At 71.3% G+C, this 18,510-nt stretch carries 2 protein-coding genes; both read right to left on the reverse strand.

Going from position 1 to position 18,510, the window contains the following annotated elements; translation table 11 throughout:
* Nucleotides 1–7 precede the first annotated feature (7 nt).
* Nucleotides 8–208, reverse strand: a complete 201-nt coding sequence (locus OV079_RS32415; RefSeq protein WP_267773041.1) for an acyl carrier protein — start codon at nt 206–208, stop codon at nt 8–10.
* Nucleotides 118–18,504 carry a non-ribosomal peptide synthetase gene (locus OV079_RS32420; protein WP_267773043.1) on the reverse strand — a complete coding sequence of 6,129 codons (18,387 nt, stop codon included), beginning with the start codon at nt 18,502–18,504 and terminating at the stop codon, nt 118–120. The genes OV079_RS32415 and OV079_RS32420 overlap by 91 nt, the downstream gene beginning before the upstream one ends.
* Nucleotides 18,505–18,510: the final 6 nt, after the last annotated feature.

An 18,510-nucleotide genomic window follows, 5' to 3' on the forward strand; every position in this document is an offset into this window, starting at 1 on the left:
GGTGCCCTCATCCCTTCGCGTGCAGGTGCAACATCCGCTCGAGGTGCTCGATCGTGGGCTCGCGGTAGAACTCGCGCAGCTTCACGTCGGCGCCGTAGCGGTGGTTGAGCTCGGAGATCAGCTCGACGGCCTTGAGCGACTGGCCGCCGAGGAGGAAGAAGTCGTCGCCCAGGCCGACCTCGACCGCGGTCCCCAGGACTTGCTGCACGAGCTCCGCGAGCTCTCGCTGCAGCGTGGTCTCGGCCGCCTTGCGCGCGGCCCCGGCGCGGATGTCGATGTCGGGCAGGCGCTTGTCGTCGACCTTGCCGCTGTCGGTCCGCGGGATCTCCACCAGGAAGTGGACCGCGTCGGGGACCATGTACGCGGGCAGCGATTCGAGCAAGAAGCTGCGCACGCTCGCGGGGTCGAGCGGCGGGCGCCGGCTCGTCGGCGCGAGCTTTTCGACGAACAACAGGCACGGCTCGGCGTAGGTCCAGCGATTGGCGTCGAGGTCGACGTCGACGGGTCGGAGCGCGGTGGGCACGATGACGGGGCCCGAGCGCGTGACCGCGGCGCCCGTCCACTCGATCCACTGGCAACCGGTTCCTTCGACCTGCAACGATTCGTGGACGACGCCGACGAAGTGACCGCCGTGTTGACGCTGCGCCCGGAGCTGCGGGTCCGGGTGCTCGCCGACCCGGCGCAGCCATTCGGCGCAATCGCCCGGCGAGACGTCGCGCAGGCCGAGCGGGCGGTGGGCGTAGACGATCCGCGTGAAACCGTGGGCCCGCGCCAGCTCGCGGTGTCGCTCGAGCAACACGGCCCACCCCGCCGAATCCGCGAGCGCCTCGGCGCCGATGAAGGCGTAGAGGGTGTTGGGCCCCGCTCGCGCGCGAAGCCTGTCAAAAGGGCGTCACGCCAGCCGAGAGTCGTGAGCGCGTCGTCGGCCTCGGGCAGCCACAGCGGCACGGCGCTGCCGACCAGGTCGATGGTATCGGCGGCGTCGGTGACGACGAATTGCAGCTCGGGGAATTCGCTCGCCAGGCGCGGCCACTGCTGCCGGAGGGTCGCCTCGCCGGCGAAGAAGGCCGGCTGATGGCGACGCTGCCACGCGGCCGCCGCTGCGAGCAGCTCCGGCCGCTGCGTGAGCGTGAACGCGAAGCGCGGGCCTCCGGGCGTGATCACCTGGTTGACCGATGGGTCTTGCTCGACGTAGGCGACGAGCCGCTCGCCCTCGCGAGAATTTTCCGACCAGCGGATCGCAGCCACTGCGACGTCGGGGTGGGCCATGAGGGCGCCCACGATCTCGTCGGCCTCGACGCGATTGCCTCGCACCTTGAGCTGCCGATCGCGGCGATTTTTGAAATAAAGTAGGCCGTCGCGGTCGAACTTGCCGAGGTCGCCGGTGCGGAACAGCCGGTGGCGCACTCCGTCGATCTCGCGCTCGACGAACGCGGCCTCGGTCGCGGCGGCGTCGCCGAGGTAGCCGCGGGCGAGCCCGGGCGAAGCGACGTAGATCTCGCCGATCACGCCCCGGGGCACGCGCGCTCCGTGGGCATCGAGCACGAAGATCCGCGTGTTCGCGAGCGGGCGGCCGATCGGCACGACCTCGCCGACGAAGGGTCGCTCGCAGTCGAAGCACGAGGCGTCGACCGTGACCTCGGTGGGCCCGTAGTGATTGGCCAGGCGCGCCGAAAAAGCCGCGCGGAACGCCGCGAGCAGCGCCCGCGACAGCGCCGCGCCGCCGCACAGCACCTGCCGCAGCGACGGCAGCGCCGACACCGTCCCCTTGCGCCGCCCGGTCACCAGCGCCTCGAGCGTGACCGGGACGAATTGCGCGAGCGTCACCGCGTGGCGGTCGATCAGCGCCGCCACCTCGCGCGCTCCCTTGAGCTGATGGCCGGGCGCGACCACCACCGCCGCGCCGACGCTCAGCGGCCAGAAGATCTCCTGGACCGAGACATCGAAGGTGATCGACGTCTGGAACAGCACGCGATCCTCGGGCCCGAGCGCGTACTGGTGCTGCATCGCCGCCAGCATGTTCGCCACGCCGGCGTGCTCGATCTGGATCCCGCGCGGCTGTCCCGTCGTGCCCGAGGTGTAGAGGACGTAGGCCAGCGCTCGTGCATCGACGGGCCCGAGGTCGTCGGCGACGAAGCAGGCGAGCACGTCCCCCAGCTTGTCGACGGCGATCGTCTCGGCCGCGATATTCAGAAGTCGGTGCTGCTGCGGCGACGTCGTCAGCACTGCGCGGACGTCGGCGGCGCGCACGATCGCCTCGAGCCGCTTCTGCGGGTGGTCGAGGACCAGCGGGACGTAGCAGCAGCCGGCCTTGAGGACCGCGAGCAGGGCCTCGATCAGCGCGATCGACGGCTCCAGGGCGACCGCGATCGTCTGCCCGGGGACGATCCCCAGCGAGCGGAGGTAGTGCGCCAGGCGATTGGCGCGCTGGTTCAATTCTCGATAGGAGCAGCGCTCGTCGCCGGCGATCACCGCGGTGCGTTCGGGCGTGCGGGCCGCCTGCTGCTCGAAGCCGGCGTGCATCGTGGTCGCGGCGACGGGCACGCGCGGGCCGAGCTCGTCCGCGTGGTCGGGGCGCAGGTCGCCGTAGCCGTGCAGCGGGCGGTCGGGGTCGTCGATCACCGCCTCGAGCAGCGCGGTCATGTTGTCGAGCATGAGCGCGACGGTCTCGCGGTGGAACAGGTCGGTGTTGTAGATGCAGCTGAACTTGATGTCGCTGCCGAACTGGTCGACGACGAAGTTGAGGTCGAAGCGCGAGGACTTGTTCTCGGTGTCGACGACCTTCTCGAAGCTGGCCGCGAGGCCGCGGAACGTCAGCCCGCCGAGCACGTCGGTCTTGTCGTTCTGCACCCCGAACATCACCGAGAACAGCTTGGGCCGCGACAGGTCCTTCTGGTGGCTGAGCTGCTCGATGAGCTGGTTCGACGGGTAGAGGAAGTGCTCGAAGGCGTTGACGGCCCGGCCCGCGACGTGGCGCAGCAGCTCGCGGAAGGTCATGCCCGCGTCGATCTCGCAGCGGATCGGCATCGGCGTGGCGAACAGGCCGAGCAGCGGCGCGAACTCCGGCCGGGCGCGCCCGGCGATCGGGCACCCGATCACGAAGTCGCTCTGCCCCGTGAGCAAGTGGAGGTAGTGATCGATGACCGCGAGCTTGAGCATGAACAAGGTCGCGTCGTTGCCCTTGAGGAACGCCTCGACCTTGCGGACGACGCGGCGCGGCAGCCAGGTCTCGATCGCGTCGCCGCGGTAGGACTGCAGCTCGGGGCGCGGATAATCGGTCGGCAGATCCAGCAGCGGCGGCAAGGTCCGGTACATCTCCAGCCAGTACCGCCGCGAGGCCTCGAAGACGCCGCTGGCCAGCGACTCGTGCATCCATTGCACGTAGTCGAAGTAGCTCGCCTGCAGCGCGGGGACCTCGGGCGCGCGCCCCTCGAGCTCGGCGTTGTAAAACTCCTTCAGCTCGCGCGTGAGGTTGATGAGCGAGGTCTCGTCCCAGATGATGTGATGGACGACGAAGATCAGCTGGTGCCGGTCGCCGCCGTACGAGACGAGGTGGAGGCGGAACAGCGGGCCGCGTTCGAACTCGAACGGCGCCACGCCCAGCGCGCCGGTCAGGCGGTTGGCCTCGGTCATCACCTCGTCGTCGCTCAAGAGGTTCTCGCGCGACCAGAACACCTCCTCCGCGCGCAGCTCGATCCGCCGGTCGACGGTCTGGAACGGCCTCCCGTCGCGGTAGCCGAAGCGCACGTGCAGCACGTCGTGTCGCTCCAAGATCTGCTGCCACGCGCGCAGGAAGGCCGGCTTGTCGAGCTTGCCGCGCAGGAACAGGTCGCCGACGCAGATGTTGTAGACCGGGCTCGACGGGTCGAACTGATAGGCGTACCACTCAGGGACCTGGCACGGCGCGAGCTCGTAGCGCGGCTGCGGCGGGTAGCGGCGCAGCGCCGGCGTCAGCGCGGCGGGCAATGTCTCGCTACGATCGATCAGGGCGGCCAGCTCGCGCACGCTCGGGCCGGCGAAGAACTGGCGGAACGACAGCTCGACGCCGTAGCGGTTGCGCACCGCGATCATCAGCTCCGCGACGAGCAGCGAGTGGCCGCCCAATTCGAAGAAGCTGTCGAGGACGCCGAGCGCGTCGACGCCGAGCAGGCCGGCCCACAGCGCGACGAGCTCGCGCTCGGTGTCGGTGGCTGGCGGCGTGTACTCGTGGCGGTGGAACAGCTCGGCGTCGGTCAACGTCGGCAGCCGCTTGCGATCGACCTTGCCGTTGTCGTTGAGCGGGAACTCGTCCATGAACACGAAGGCCGCGGGGACCATGTGCTCGACGAGGCGCGCCCGCACGAACGACTTGAGCTCCTGGGCCGTCGGCGCGGGGTGGCGCGCCGGTACCACGTAGGCGAGGAGGTAGAGGTTGCCCTGCTGCGACCGCGCGGCCGAGACCAGCACCTCGCGCAGGCCGTCATGCGCGGCCAGGGCGGCCTCGATCTCGCCGAGCTCGACGCGGCGGCCGCGGATCTTGACCTGGAAGTCGGCGCGGCCGAGGAACTCGAGGATGCCGCCGGGGTGGAAGCGACCGAGGTCGCCGGTCCGGTAGAACCGCCGGCCCGGCTCGGTTGCGAACGGATCGGGGCGGAAGGCCTGGGCGGTGCGCTGCGGATCTCCGATGTACCCGCGGCCGACGCCGACGCCGCCGATGTAAATGTCGCCGGGCACACCCATCGGCGTCGGCTGCATCCACTCGTCGAGGACGTAGGTGGTGAGGTTCGCCAGGGTGCCGTGGATCGGCATGTACGGCAGCGCGCCGATCGACGGGCCGTCGATGATCAAGTGACTGGTGTCGTCGGAGCACTCGGTGGCGCCGTAAGTGTTGATGAGCGTCACGTGCGGCAGGCGCCGGAACCACCGCCGGCACTGCTCGGGCGTCAGCGCCTCGGCGTTGCTGATGTACGTGCGCAGCCGCGGCAGCGGCCGCGCGTCCGGACGCGACTCGAGCTCGTCGAGGATCACGTGCATGTGCGACGGCACCGACTCGAACACGGTGACCTGCTCGCGCTCCAGCTCGGCGAGCAGCTCGCGCGGCAACCAGGCCGCGTCGCCCTCGATGACCGCCGTGCGCCCGCCGACCAGCAGCGCGGCGAGGTACTGCCAGATCGACACGTCGAAGGTGGTCGCGGCCATCTCGGCGACGACGTCGTCTGCAGTCAGCGCGAGCCCACGCACCTTGTTCAGCAGGTGGTTGAGCATGCCCCGATGCTCGATCATCACGCCCTTCGGCTCGCCGGTGGAGCCGGAGGTGTAGATGACGTAGGCGAGCGAGGAGCCGGAGATGGTCACCGCGAGGTCGCGTGTGCGTGGGTCGTCGTCGACGTCGCCCTGCGGCAGATCGACGGCGATGAGCTCCGGCCCCATCTCGGCGATGCGCTCGGCGTGACGCGGCGTGGACAGGACGAAGCGCGCGGAGGCCTGACGCACCATCGCCGCCCGCTTGTCGCGCGGATAGTCCGGGTCCATCGGCACGAAGGCAGCGCCGGCCTTGAGGCACGCGAGCATCGCTACCAGGTAGGAGGCGTCGCGCTCCAGCAGGAGCACCACGCGCTCCTCGGGCCGCGCGCCGCGAGCGAGCAGCTCGCGGGCGACGAGGTCGGCCCGCCGGTCGAGCTGGGCGTACGTCAGGGCCTCGCGCCCGCAGGTCACCGCGATCCGCTCGGGGTTCGCGGCGGCCTGCTGCTCGATCAGGCGGTGGGCCAGGCCGTCAAGCGGCAGCGGCATCGCCGGGCCGTTGTGCCGGCGCACGAGCGCGTCGTACTCCGCCTCGCCCAGCAGCTGCAGCTGCGCGACCGGCGTGCCGGGAGCATCGACGATGTCGCGCAGCAACCGCTGGAAGTGGCCGATCATCCGCTCGATGGTGGCGCCGGCGAACAGATCGGTGCGGAACTCGATGGCGCCGACGAGGCCGTCGTCGCGCGTCCAGGTCGCCAGGTAGAGGTCGAACTTGGCGCTGCGGTGGGGGAACTCGAAGTCGCGGACGTCGAGCCCATCGAGCCCCTCGGCGCCGGTGCCCTCGCCCTCGTGGAACGAGAACATGGTCTGAAAGACAGCCCGGCGCCCGTCGATGTGCGGGGCGTTGACCTGGGCCGCGATCTCCTCGAGCGGGACGTCCTGGTGCTCGGCGGCGTCGAGGTAGACGTCGCGGACCTGCCGCAGCAGCTCGCCGAAGGCCGCGGCGCCGTCGATCCGGCAGCGCAGCACGAGAGTGTCGACGAAGAAGCCGATCACGCGCTCGAGCTCGGGTCGGTCGCGGCCATGCGCGGGGATGCCGACGAGCAGGTCCGACTGCCGCGAGTAACGGAACAGCAGCGAGAAGTAGGCGCCCAGCAGGACCATGAACAGCGAGACCTGGCGCTCCTGCGCGAGGGTCTGCAATCTCCCGACGAGCTCGCCGTCGATGCGGAACGTCCGGACGTCGCCGCGGCCGCTCGGCTGCGACGGCCGCACGAAGTCGGTCGGCAGCTCGAGCGACGGCAGGACGCCGCCGAGCGCGGTGCGCCAGTAGGCCAGCTGTCGTTCGCGCTCGCCGTCGTCGAGCAGCCGGCGCTGCCACTCGGAGAAGTCGCGGTACTGCAGCGGGCGCACGGGTGCGCGAGGCTCGTCGCCCTCGCCGCGCACGCAGCGGTTGTAGGCCCGCGCGAGCTGTTCGTTCCACACCCGCACCGACCAACCGTCGATGATGATGTGATGGAAGATCGAGACGAGGACGTGCAGCTCGGGGGCGAGGCGGATCAGGTGGAAGCGGCACAGGGGGCCCCGAGCGAGCTCGAAGGGCCGCTCGAGCAACTCGAGGGCCAGCGCCGCGGCGCGCGTCGAGGCTTCGCCGGGATCGAGGTCGCCGAGGTCGTGGTCGACGAGCGTGGCCTCGACGGCGGGCAGCACGACCTGCACCGGCGCGTCGCCGCGGACCACGAACACGGTGCGCAGCGACTCATGGTCGCGGATCGTCGCGGCGATCGCGGCCAGCAGCGCGTCGCGGCGCAGCGGGCCGGCGAGCCGCAGGCAGTTCGGCACGTGATAGGCGGTGCTCCCGGCCTCGACCTGCTGCAGGTACCAGATCCGCTGCTGCGCCCCCGACAGCGCGACCTCGGTGGCGTCGATGCGTGTGATCTCGGCCGTCGCTGAGTGGCGTCCCTGCGCATCGACGAGCTGCGCGAGCGCGCGGACGGTCGGGTGCTCGAAGATCTGCCGCACCGTCAGGCGCACGCCGGTGTGCAGCTCGATCCGCGTGATCAGCTGGATCACCAGCAACGAACCGGCCCCGAGCGAGAAGAATTCGTCGGTGACCCCGAAGCTGGCGCGCGGCAGCAGCTCGCGCCAGATGGCCAGCAGGAGCGTCTCGCTCGCGCTCGCGGCCGGTATCACCGCGCGAGGCGTCGGCGCCCGCTCGCTCAGCGCGGCGCGATCGATCTTCTGATGGGTCGTCAGCGGGAACTCGGCGACGATGTCGAGGGTCGCCGGCACCATGTACGCCGGCAGCCGGGTCCGCAGGTCGGCGAGCAGCTGCGCCGCGGTCACACGCTCGCCCGTCTCGGCCAGAGTGACGTAGGCGACGAGGTGGTTGTCGGGAGTGCCGACGTTGCGCGCCAGGACCACGGCCCGGGCCACGGCCTCGTGCCGCTCGAGCAGCGCCTCGACCTCGCCGGGCTCGACGCGCACGCCGTCGATCTTGACCTGGAAATCGGCGCGGCCGAGGAACTGCAGCGCGCCGTCCGGATCGATCCGCACGCGGTCGCCGGTGCGGTAGAGGCGGCTGCCGGGCGGGCCGAAGGGGTTGGGCACGAAGGCCTCGGCGGTCGCAGCGGGGCGCCGGTGATAGCCGTGCGCGAGGCCGGGGCCGCCGACGTAGACCTCGCCGTCGACGCCGGGCGGGACGAGATCGAGGTTGTCGTCGAGGACGTGCAGCTCGACGCCGGTGACCGGGTGCCGCAGCGGGACGTAGTCCTTCGCCACGGGGGCGTCCGCGCCCGTCAGCGGATCGACGATGCAGCCGATCGAGCACTCGCTCGGGCCGTAGATGTTATACAAGGCGATGCGGTCGCCGACGGTGTCGACCCACCGGGCGACCGTCGCCAGCGGCGCTGTCTCGCCGCCGAGGCTGATCATGCGCACGCTCGGCAGGGCCGCGCTGCCGACGGCCTCGACGTGCTCGGCCACCAGGCGCCAGTAGGCGGTGGGCAGCACGAGCACGCTGACCTCGAGCCGCTCGCACAGCTCGACCAGCGCAGCCACCGAGTCGCGGACGCCTCGCGGCCCGATGTGCAGCGAGGCGCCCGCGCACAGCGGCACGAAGATCTCCTCGAGCGAGGCGTCGAAGGTCAGCGGCGCGAACAGCAAGAAACAATCGTCGGGGCCGACGTCGAACCGCTCGCGCACCGTCTTGATGTAATTGCCGACGCCGCGATGGCTGAGGATCGACGACTTCGGCGCGCCGGTGGTGCCCGAGGTGTAAGCGAGGAAGACTGGGTCGTCGGGGTGCACCGGCACGCCGACCGCGTGGCGCGGGAAGTCTTGCCAGTGCTCACGCCGCACGCTGACGACGGCACCGGCGAAGCCCTCCAGCTCGGCGATCGAGACGGCGAGGAGGTGCCGGCAACCAGCGTCGGCGAGCACGCCTCGCAGGCGCCCTTCGGGCAGCTCGAGATCGATCGGCACATAGAGCGCGCCGAGCTTTAATACGGCGAGAATCGCCAGGATGATGCTGACGTCGTGCCGCGCCTCCACGCCGACCGGATCGCCGGGGCGGACACCTTGCGTCAGCAAGTAATGGGCGAGCTGGTTGGTGGCGTGGTCGAGCTCGAGGTAGCTGAAGCGCTCCTCGACCGAGGCCAGCGCGAGCTCCGAGGGCTGCATCGCGACCTGCAGGGCGAACTGGGCGAGCACGGTCTCCGCACCGCGCTTGCGACCCGCGGCCCGCGGCGCAGTCGCCACGGCCGGCCGCTGCGGCGGCGCGAAGGGCAAGCCGTGCATGGGCCGCTCCATGTCGGCGACCGCGACTTCGAGCAGCGCACGGAAGCCCTGCCCCCATCCCGCGATCGCCTCGCTGTCGAACAGCTCGGTTCGGAAGGTGCAAGACCACACGAGCCCGTCATCGCCCTCGGCGAGGGTCACTGCGAGATCGGCCATCGGCGCGTCGACGTGCTGGGCGAGGGTTTTGATGGTGAGGTCGCCGCGCTCGGCCGCGAAGGCCGGAGCCTGCCGCAGATCGAACATGGTGCGGTACAGGGTCTCGTCGCCGGCGGCGGTCCGCTCGGCGATCCGCTCGAAGGGCAGCTCGTGGTGGCGATGAACGGCGGCGAGGTTGTCCCGCACCTGCACGAGCAGCTCGCGGAAGCTCGAGGCGCGGTTGAAGCGGACGCGGACCGGCAAGGTGTTGACGAAGAAGCCGACGACATCCTCGAGCTCGGGCCGTCCTCTTTGATGCATGGGCGTACCGACGATCAGGTCGGTGGCCCGCGTCAGCTGATACAGCCAGGCGACGTGCGCGGCGAACAGAATCGTAAGAAGCGACAGGCCCTCGTCGCGGGCCCGGGCACGCACGCGAGCGGTCAGCGCCTCGCCGAGCGCGAGCGATCGCGTCTGGCCCGCCCCGCGCAGGGCCCCCGGTCGGGCGTTGCGCGGCAGCGAGGCGGGCGCCGGCCGATCGCGCAAATACTCGGTCCAGAATGCCAGCAGCGCGCGTTCGCGTGAGCGCAGCCGCTGAACCGCCCATGCGCTGTAATCCGCGTAGTCGACGGACGGCTCGCGCAACTCGGGGGCCTGCACGCGCCGCGACGCGTGATAGAGCACGAGCAGGTCGCGCTGCAGCACCGCCATCGACCACTCGTCGACGACGATGTGATGCACCGCCACCGTCAGCACTGCCCGGTCCTCGGCGAGCGCGAGGCCGCCGAGTCGCAGCAGCGGGCCGCGCTGCAGGTCGAAGCGCTCGCGCGCCAGCGCGGCGATCGTGTCCGCGAGGCGAGCGTCCTGCTCCGCGCGCGTCGCCCCACGGAGGTCGTCCCAGCTCCACACGCGCGCGACGAAGGCCTCGTCCGCGTCCATCACCCGCTGACAGGGCTCGCCGTCGATCACCTCGATGCGAGTGCGCAGCGCGCCGTGCCGCCCGAGCAGTTGGGCGACGGCCCGCCGCAGTGCAGGCAAGTCGATCGCGCCAGTGAGCTCGAGCGCCCCGACGACGTTGTACGCGACGCTCTCGGGCTCGAACTGCTGGATCAGCCACAACCGCCGCTGCAGCGGCGAGAGCGGGATTCGCTCGCCAGGCGTCACGCGCGAGATCGGCAAGTACGCCGCCTCCGCGTCGATCGCCGCCGCCAGGTCGGCCAGCGTCGCCGCCGCGAAGAACGTCTGCAGCGGGCACTCGCGCCCGAGCTCGGCCTCGATCGCCGCTGCCGCCCGGGCCGCCAGCAGCGAGTGACCTCCCAGGGCGAAGAAGTTGGCGCTCGCGTCCTCCACCGCAGCGCCGAGGAGCTGCGACCAGATCGCGGCGAGCGCTCGCTCGGTCGCAGTGACGAGCGGGCGCTCCGCCGGTCCCGCGTCCCAGCTCGGCAGCGGCAGGCGCTCGACGTCGACCTTGCCGTTGCTCGTCAGCGGGAGACCTTCGAGCACGAGGAAGTAAGTCGGCACCATGAAGCCGGGCAGCGCTCGGGTCAGGGCGTCGCGCAGCTCGGCGACGTCGATCGTCGCGCCGGACCGGGCGACGACGTAGGCGGCCAGGTGCAGCCCCGTCGCCGGATGCTCGACGGGTCGCACCACCGCGCTCTGCACCTTCGGATGCGCGCTCAGCCGCGCGACGATCTCGCCCGGCTCGATGCGGAAGCCGCGGATCTTGAGCTGCTCGTCGGCGCGACCGACGAACTCGAGCTCGTCGGCGTCGTTCCAGGCCACGCGATCGCCGGTGCGATACAACCATTCGCCGGGCGCGAACGGGTCGGCGATCCGCAGCGTCGCCTCCGAATCGTTGCGATACCCGAGGAACAGCGACGCCCCGCCGAGGTAGAGCTCGCCGACGATCCCCGGCGGCAGCAGCTGACCGTCGCGGCCGAGCACCCGCGCGTGGACGTTGTCGATCGGCCGACCGATCGCCGGCGAGCGTGTCCCGCTCGCAGCGACTGCGCCGGCGGTCGCGACCACGGTGTTCTCCGAGGGCCCGTAGTGATTGACGAGTCGGTACCTCGCGCCCGCGAGCGACCGACTCGTGAGTCGCTCGCCGCCGGTGAGGAGGACCTCGAGGTCGTTCGAGCCGAGCCAGCCGTCGCCGAGCAGCTCGTGCGCCAGCGGCGTGGCCACGAACGCGTGCGTCACTCGTGCCTCCGTCAACCACCGCGCCAGCGCCCGCGAGTCGGTGCGCGCCGCCGCGGGCGCGAACCACACGCCCGCGCCGGTCAGCAAGTACGGCCAGAGCTCCCACACCGCGGCGTCGAAGCCGATGCCCGCGGTCTGAGCGGCGCGGATGAATTCGCCGCGATCGAGGCCGTAGGCGCGCGCGTGCCACTGGCACAGGTTGACGAGGCCTCGCTGCGGGATCACGACGCCCTTCGGCGCGCCGGTGGTGCCCGAAGTGTAGACGACGTAGACGGGCGCCTCGGCGTCGGTGCGGACGCCCAGCGGGGCGTCGGAGCAGGCCGGCATGCGAGCCGCGAGGTCGGACCACGCGTCCTCGCCGATGACGATCGGCGCGCGGCAGTCGGCGACGATCGCCGCCCTGCGCTCATCCGGGTAGCGCGGATCGATCGGCGCATAGGCAGCGCCGAGCTTGAGGATCGCCAGCGCCGAGATCACGAAGCGCGGGCCCGGCGGCAGACAGATCGCCGCAACGTCGCCCGCCTTCACGCCGGCCTCGCGGAGCGCCCGCGCCAGACGATTGGCGCTCGCGTCGAGGACCCGATAGCTCAGCCGCTCGCCGTCCGCGACCAGAGCGAGGCGCTCGGGGTGCGCGCGCACGCCGGCCTCGAAGCGCTCGACGAGCGAGCCGCCCGGGAGCGCGCGCTCGGGGCCCGCGCCCCGGCGAAGGAGCTCGGCCGCGGTGGCGTCGTCGACGAGACGCAGCGCCGCGAGCGGGACCGCGGGGTCGCCGAGGACCTGGCGCAGCAGTACGACGTAGGCCGCGAGCAAACCCTCGATCACGGCGCGGCCGTAAGTCTGCCGGCGATAGTTGCAGGCGATCGTCGGCTCGCTGCCGCCGATCCGGCAACGAAAGGTGAGATCGAACTTGGCAGTGCTGTCGGGGCGCGCAACGACGACCGCGTCGACGTCGTCGAGCTCGAGGCGCTCCGGGGTGAACTGTTCGAAGTCGAACATCACCTGGACGAGCTCCGAGTCGGCACCCTCGCCGCGCGAGCGAGCCACCTGCACGATGTCCTCGTAGCTCGCGTCGCTGTGCGCCATCGCCTGCGTCAAGTGACGCCGCACGCGAGCGAGCAACGCGTCGAAGCCCTCGGTCGGCGCCATCTCGGCGAGGATCGGCAGGACGTTGACGAAGAAGCCCACCGCGCCCTGCAGCTCGGCCCGGTCGCGATTCTCGTAAGCGATGCCGAGCAAGAGCCGCGGCTCGCCGCTGATCTCGCCGAGCAGCAGCGCGAGGGTCGCCAGGTAGATCGAGAACTCGGTGGTCTTCCACGCCATCGCGCGGCTGCGCACCTGATCGACCAGCGCGAGCGGCAGCGGCCTTCGCAGCTCGCCGCCGCCGCGCTCGTCACCCGTGGGCGGCAGCGACGGCACGGACAACTTCGGCGGCAGCGAAGTCAGGTGCTGCTGCCAATATGCACGTGCGCTCGCCTGACGCGCTCGCGCCTCCTCGTTGAAACTCGCCAGCGCGTGGTCGACGTATTGCGCGACCGGTGCGAGCTCGTCGAGCTCCTGCCCCGCCCTCGCGCCGCGGTACAACGCGGCCAGCTCGGCGAGCAAGATCTGCAGCGAGCGCCCGTCGGCGACGATGTGATGCACGCTGAGGAACAGCAGGCCCTCGCCGGGCGCGAGCGCGAGGAAGCGGGCCCGCAGCAAGGGCCCCTCGGCGAGCGCGAAGGGCTCGGCCTCCCACGCTCGCAGAGTGCGCTCCACGGCCGCGTCGCGGTCCTCCCCCTCGCGCAGGTCGAGGCGTGTGCGCGCGAGCGAGACGGTCCCGTGCGGCAGCACCTCCTGATACGGCTCGCCCTCGTGCTCGGGGAAGCGCGTCCGCAGCGAGCCGTGCCTGGCAATCACTCGAGTGAAGGCCGCCTCGAGCGCCGCGAGATCGAGCTCGCCGCAGACGCGGACGACGCCGCTCATGTTGTAGTCGGTCGAGCGCGGGTTCAGCCGCTGCAGGAACCACAGCCGCCGCTGCGCCGGGCTCAGCGGCACTTTTTGTAAATCGGGCCCGAACCCCTCGAGCACCACCGCCTCGCCACGCGCCGACAGCAAGGCCGCGAGCGCATGGACCTGGGCACTATTAAAAATGTCGGCGATGGTCATGCGGAGCCCCAGGCGCTCGCGCACCCGCTGGACCAGTCGACCCGCCAGCAGCGAGTGGCCGCCGAGCGCGAAGAAGTCGTCGTCGCGGCCGACGTCCGCCGCGCCGGTCAGCTCGGCGAACAGCAGCGCGACCTCTCGCTCGAGCGGCCCGCGGAACGGCGTCGGCGCCGGCCGCTCGATGCTCGGTTCGGCGATCGGCGGCAGCTGCTTGCGATCGATCTTGCCGTTGGCGTCGACCGGCAGCGCATCGAGCCAGCGAAACGCCCCCGGCACCATGTAGCCGGGCAGCCGCTCGTGCAGCCACGCCCGCAGGTCCGCCTCGAGCTCGGGCCCTCCGCCGCTCACGTACGCCGCGATCCAGGGACCTATCGCCGGCGACGACTGCAGCGTCACCTTGCATTGAGAGATCTGCGGGTGACGCAGCAGGACCGCCTCGATCTCGCCGAGCTCGACCCGATGGCCGCGGATCTTCACCTGATCGTCGTTGCGCGCCACGAAGTGAATGCGGCCCGCGCCGTCGAGACGCACCACGTCGCCGCTCGCGTACATGCGTCCGCCCGGCACGAACGGATCGGGCACGAAGCGCTCCGCGGTGCGCACCGGTTGATGGTGGTACTCGCGCGCCAGCCCCACGCCGCTGATGTGCAGCTCGCCGAGCACCCCGATCGGCGCCTCGTTGCCGTGGCGATCGAGAATATAAAGCTCCTGGCCGGCGATGGGCTCGCCGATGTCGGGCAGGCCGTCAGAGTCGGGCTCGACGCGACCGGCGGTGGTGATCACCGAGTTCTCGGTCGGCCCGTACGCGTTGATGCACTGGAACGAGTGACCGGGCCGCGGCCGCACGCGCAGGCGATCGCCGGCGGTGAACAGCCAGCGCAGCGCGCCGAGGTCGAGCGCGAGATCCTCGAGCATCATCTCGACCAGCGCGGTCGGCACGAAGCTGTGCGTCAGGCCTTGCTCGCGGATCCACCGCGCCAGCTCGGGCGCCGCCGCCTTGATCGCCTCGGGCGGCTCGAGCAACGCGCCGCCGGTGCACAGATACGGCCAGACCTCCCACACCGCGACGTCGAAGGCCGGCCCGGCGAGGAGCGACGCGCGGGCCGAGGCGTCGACGGCGAAGCTCGCCACGTGCCACTCGACGAGGTTCAGCAGCCCGCGATGCGGCACGACCACGCCCTTCGGCGCGCCGGTGGAGCCGCTGGTGTAGATGCAATAGGCGAGGTCGTCGCTCGCGGGCACCGGCAATCCGACGGTGCTCGTGCTCGCGAGCAAGTGATCCAGCGTCAACACCACTGCGCCGCTCGCCGCCATGCGCCCCGCCGACGCCTCGTCGGCGAGGATCCACGTCGCCCCGGAGTCGCGCACGCAATGGCGCAGGCGATCGTCGGGGTGACCGAGATCGAGGGGTACGAACACGCCCGCCGCCTTGAGCACCGCGACCGCGGCGATCGTCTGGCGCGTGCGGTCGGCGAAGGCCAGCGCGACGAATTCTCCGCGCCGCAGGCCGCGCTCGACGAGCCCCCGCGCGGCGCTGTCGGTCGCGCGCTCGAGCTCGGCATAGGTGAGGGTCACGCCCGGCCCCGCCAGCGCGACGCGCTCGCCATATCGATTCACCGCGGTACGAAACCACTCGACCACGCTCATGTTCGACGACGGCTTCGCCTCGCGCCGCAAGTGCTTGCGGAGCAGCGCGCGCTCCTGATCGCCGACCGCGGACATCGAGCGCGTCTCGCTATCGGCCGACTGGACCATCCGCTCGAGCAGCGCGACGTAATTGGCGACGAGGCGCTCGACCATGTCCGCCTCATAAAGCTCCGCTCGGACATCGACGTGGCCGTGCAGCTCCCCGTCGCGCTCCATGAGCGTGCAAGACAGATCGAACTGCGCGTCCGGCCGCTCGTGCGAGCACGAATGCAGCGTCGCGGGCCCGAGCCGCAGCCGACCTCCTGCCGTGCCGAGGACGAACGGCGCGAGCTCGCCGCGACCGGCGAGCTGCGACGACAGCAGCGAGAACGAGGTCTGCACCCAGCTCGCGCCCCCGCCCAGCGCCTCGACCAGCCGCGCGAACGGGATCGCCTGGTGACGCTGACATCCCTCGAGGCTACGCTTCGTCTGCCGCAGCAACCCACGGACGTCCGTCTGGTCGATGCCCTGCACGCGCACCGGCGCGAGGTTGACGAAGTAGCCGAGGTCGCGCAGCGAGTCCCCGTGGACGCGGCCGAGCAGCGGCGTGCCGATCACCAGGTCGTCCTGCCCGGTGTACTTGCTCAGCAGCAGGAAGAACCCGCCCAGCAGCACCTGGAACAGGGTGAGCTCCTCCGCGCGAGCGAACCGCTGCAGCGCCGCCAGCGAGTGCTTCGGCACCACGAAGCGATGACGCCGAGCCCTCCGGGTCGGTGATGCGATCGCGGATGGAAACCGCGACGTCGGCGGCGCCCCTGCGAGCGCCTCGCGCCAGTAGCTCAGGTCGCGCTGGCCCGCGGCCGACGCCCCATGTTCATCCTGGCTGCGCGCCCGCTCGAGCCACGCCGCCCCCTGCTCGACCGCCGGCAACGGCAACGGCTGGTCCGCCACGCACGCCCCGTAAACCGCCCCGAGCTCCGCGAGGAACACCCCGAACGACCACATGTCGAACACGATGTGATGGACGGCGAAGGCCAGATAGCTGGCCTTTAGGCCATGAATCACGCGCCAGCGCCAGGCCTCGCGCTCCAGCTCGAACGGCGCGTCGAGCACGGCGCGCCCGACCGCCAGCGCCTGCTCCGTCGACGCGGCCGACTCGACCTGCAGCTCGCTCGCGGACGAGGGCGCCACGCGCTGCCAGAGCTGCCCGTCGCACTCTTCAAAGGTGGTGCGCAGCGCCGGATGACGCCGCGTCAGGACCTCGAGGCTCGCGCGCAGCGCCGCCAGATCGATCGGCCCCTCGACGCGCGCCAGCAGCCCCTCGTTGTAAGCCGTGGCGTCCCGCTCGCGCTGCTGGATCGCCCACAAGATCGTCTGCGAAGTCGTCGCCGCGAACCGCCCCGAGCTCGGCGCCGAGGACCCCGCCGCAAGCCGCTCCTCGCCCCGCGACATCTGTTTAAAAATCTCGGAGGCGAGCGTCGCTATCGTCGTCTCCGCGAACAGCAGCTCTGCCGGCAGCTCGATCGGCAGCTCGGCTTCGATGCGGTCCTTCAGCTGGACCAGCGCCAGCGAGTCGAGCCCGAGCGCCGCCACGCTCTTGTGGCGTGACAGGCGGTGGAGCGGCTGCCCGAGCTGCTCCGCGAGCAGGCCGAGCAAGAAGCCGCCGAGGATCTCCTGCCCGTCGTTCTCGTCCGCCGCCGCGAGCGAGCGCTGCAGCTCCGTCGCGCCGGCGCTCGCATGCACCACGTGGAGCTCGTCGGCCGCCAGCGCGCGCCGGGTCTCGCCGCGCTGGATCTTCCCGCTCGAGGTCCTGGGCAGCGTGCGCTCCTTGACCAGCACCACGCGCTCGAGCTGCAGCCCGTACGTCTCGGACACCGCGGCCACGATCGCCGCCTCGATCGCCAGCGGCTGCCTCGCATCCTTGCGCAGCTCCGCGACCACGCACAGCCGCTCGTCGGCGTCGACGAACGCCGCGGCGCCGCTGGGGACCAACTGCGGATGCGAGGCGGTCGCGGTCGCCTCGATGTCGTTGGGATAGTAGTTGGCCCCGCGGACGATGATGAGGTCCTTGATCCGCCCCGACACCACCAGCTCGTCGTCGTCGAGGTAGCCCAGGTCGCCCGTGCGCAGGAATCCGACCTCGCCCTCGGCAGTGACCGCGCCGAAGGTCTCGCGCGTGGCGACCGGGTCGTTCCAGTAGCCGGCAGCGACGTGCTCGCCGCGCACCCAGATCTCTCCGACCTGTCCGGGAGAACATGTCCTTCCGCGCTCGTCGACCACGCGCACCTCGCAGCCCTCGACCGGCAGCCCGCAGGCGACGCGCGCGACCTCGCGGCCCGCCTCGCCCAGGATCTGCGTCGTGATGCGCGGCGCCCCGCCGGGGCGGCGGCCCGTCACCAGCAAGGTCGCCTCCGCCAGCCCGTAGGACGGGAAGAACGCGCCGCGACGAAAGCCGCAGGCCGCGAAGCGGCGCGCGAACGCGTCGAGGTTGGCGGGCGAGACCGGCTCGGCGCCGTCGATCGCGGTCACCAGCGACGACAGGTCGAGCTGCGCCAGCTGGTCGTCGCGGATCTTCTCGACGCACAGGCGATAGGCGAAGTCGGGCGCGGCGGTGGTCGTGCCGCGCAGCTCGGTGATCGCCTCGAGCCAGCGCAGCGGCCGGGTGAGGAACTCGAGCGGACTCAGCAGATGCGACGAGTAGCCGCAGTAGACGCCCTGGATCAGGCTGACGAGCCCCATGTCGTGGAACAGCGGCAGCCACAGCACCGCCGTCGTGTCGGGCCCGTTGGTGAACGCGCGCCGGATCATCGCCTGATTGGCGAGCATGTTGCGGTGCGAGACCATCACGCCGCGCGGCGCCTTCACCGAGCCCGAGGTGTACTGCAGCAGCGCGAGGTCGTCGGGCTCGATCGCCGGCGGCGCCCAGGCGCCCGCGGTCGCCTCGTCGCTCGCCGGATCGGCGACCACGATCCAGCGCAGCGAAGCCAACATCCCCTGCTTCTCGTCGATGCTGCGCACCGCCCGGAGCTGCCTGCTGGACAGCAGGACCACCCGCGCCTGCGCGCTCTCGATGATCGTCCCGAGCCGCGCGGCGTGATGGCTGTTGCGCGGCGCGTACGCCGGCACCGCGACGAGGCCGCTGTAGATGCAGCCCCACAGCGCGGTCACGTAGTCCATGCCCTGCCCGCAGATGATCAGCGCTCGATCGCCGCGCGCACCGACCTGCTGCAGCCGCGCCGCCAGCCCCACCGCCGCGTCGCGCAGCCCCGCGAAGCTCAGGGCCTGCGCCTCGCCGCCGTCGCGCAAATAGCGATAGGCGAGCTTGTCGCCGTGACGCTCGCGGCTGGCCTCGCAGACCTCGATCAGGTGCTTGTATTCGTGCATCGAGGG

The sequence above is a fragment of the Nannocystis pusilla genome, assembly GCF_026626665.1.
Lineage (GTDB): Bacteria > Myxococcota_A > Polyangia > Nannocystales > Nannocystaceae > Nannocystis > Nannocystis pusilla.

Excerpts from the sequence above, each read along its gene's own strand:
- OV079_RS32420 (WP_267773043.1), bottom strand. The coding sequence starts at position 18,504 with ATGCACGAATACAAGCACCTGATCGAGGTCTGCGAGGCCAGCCGCGAG.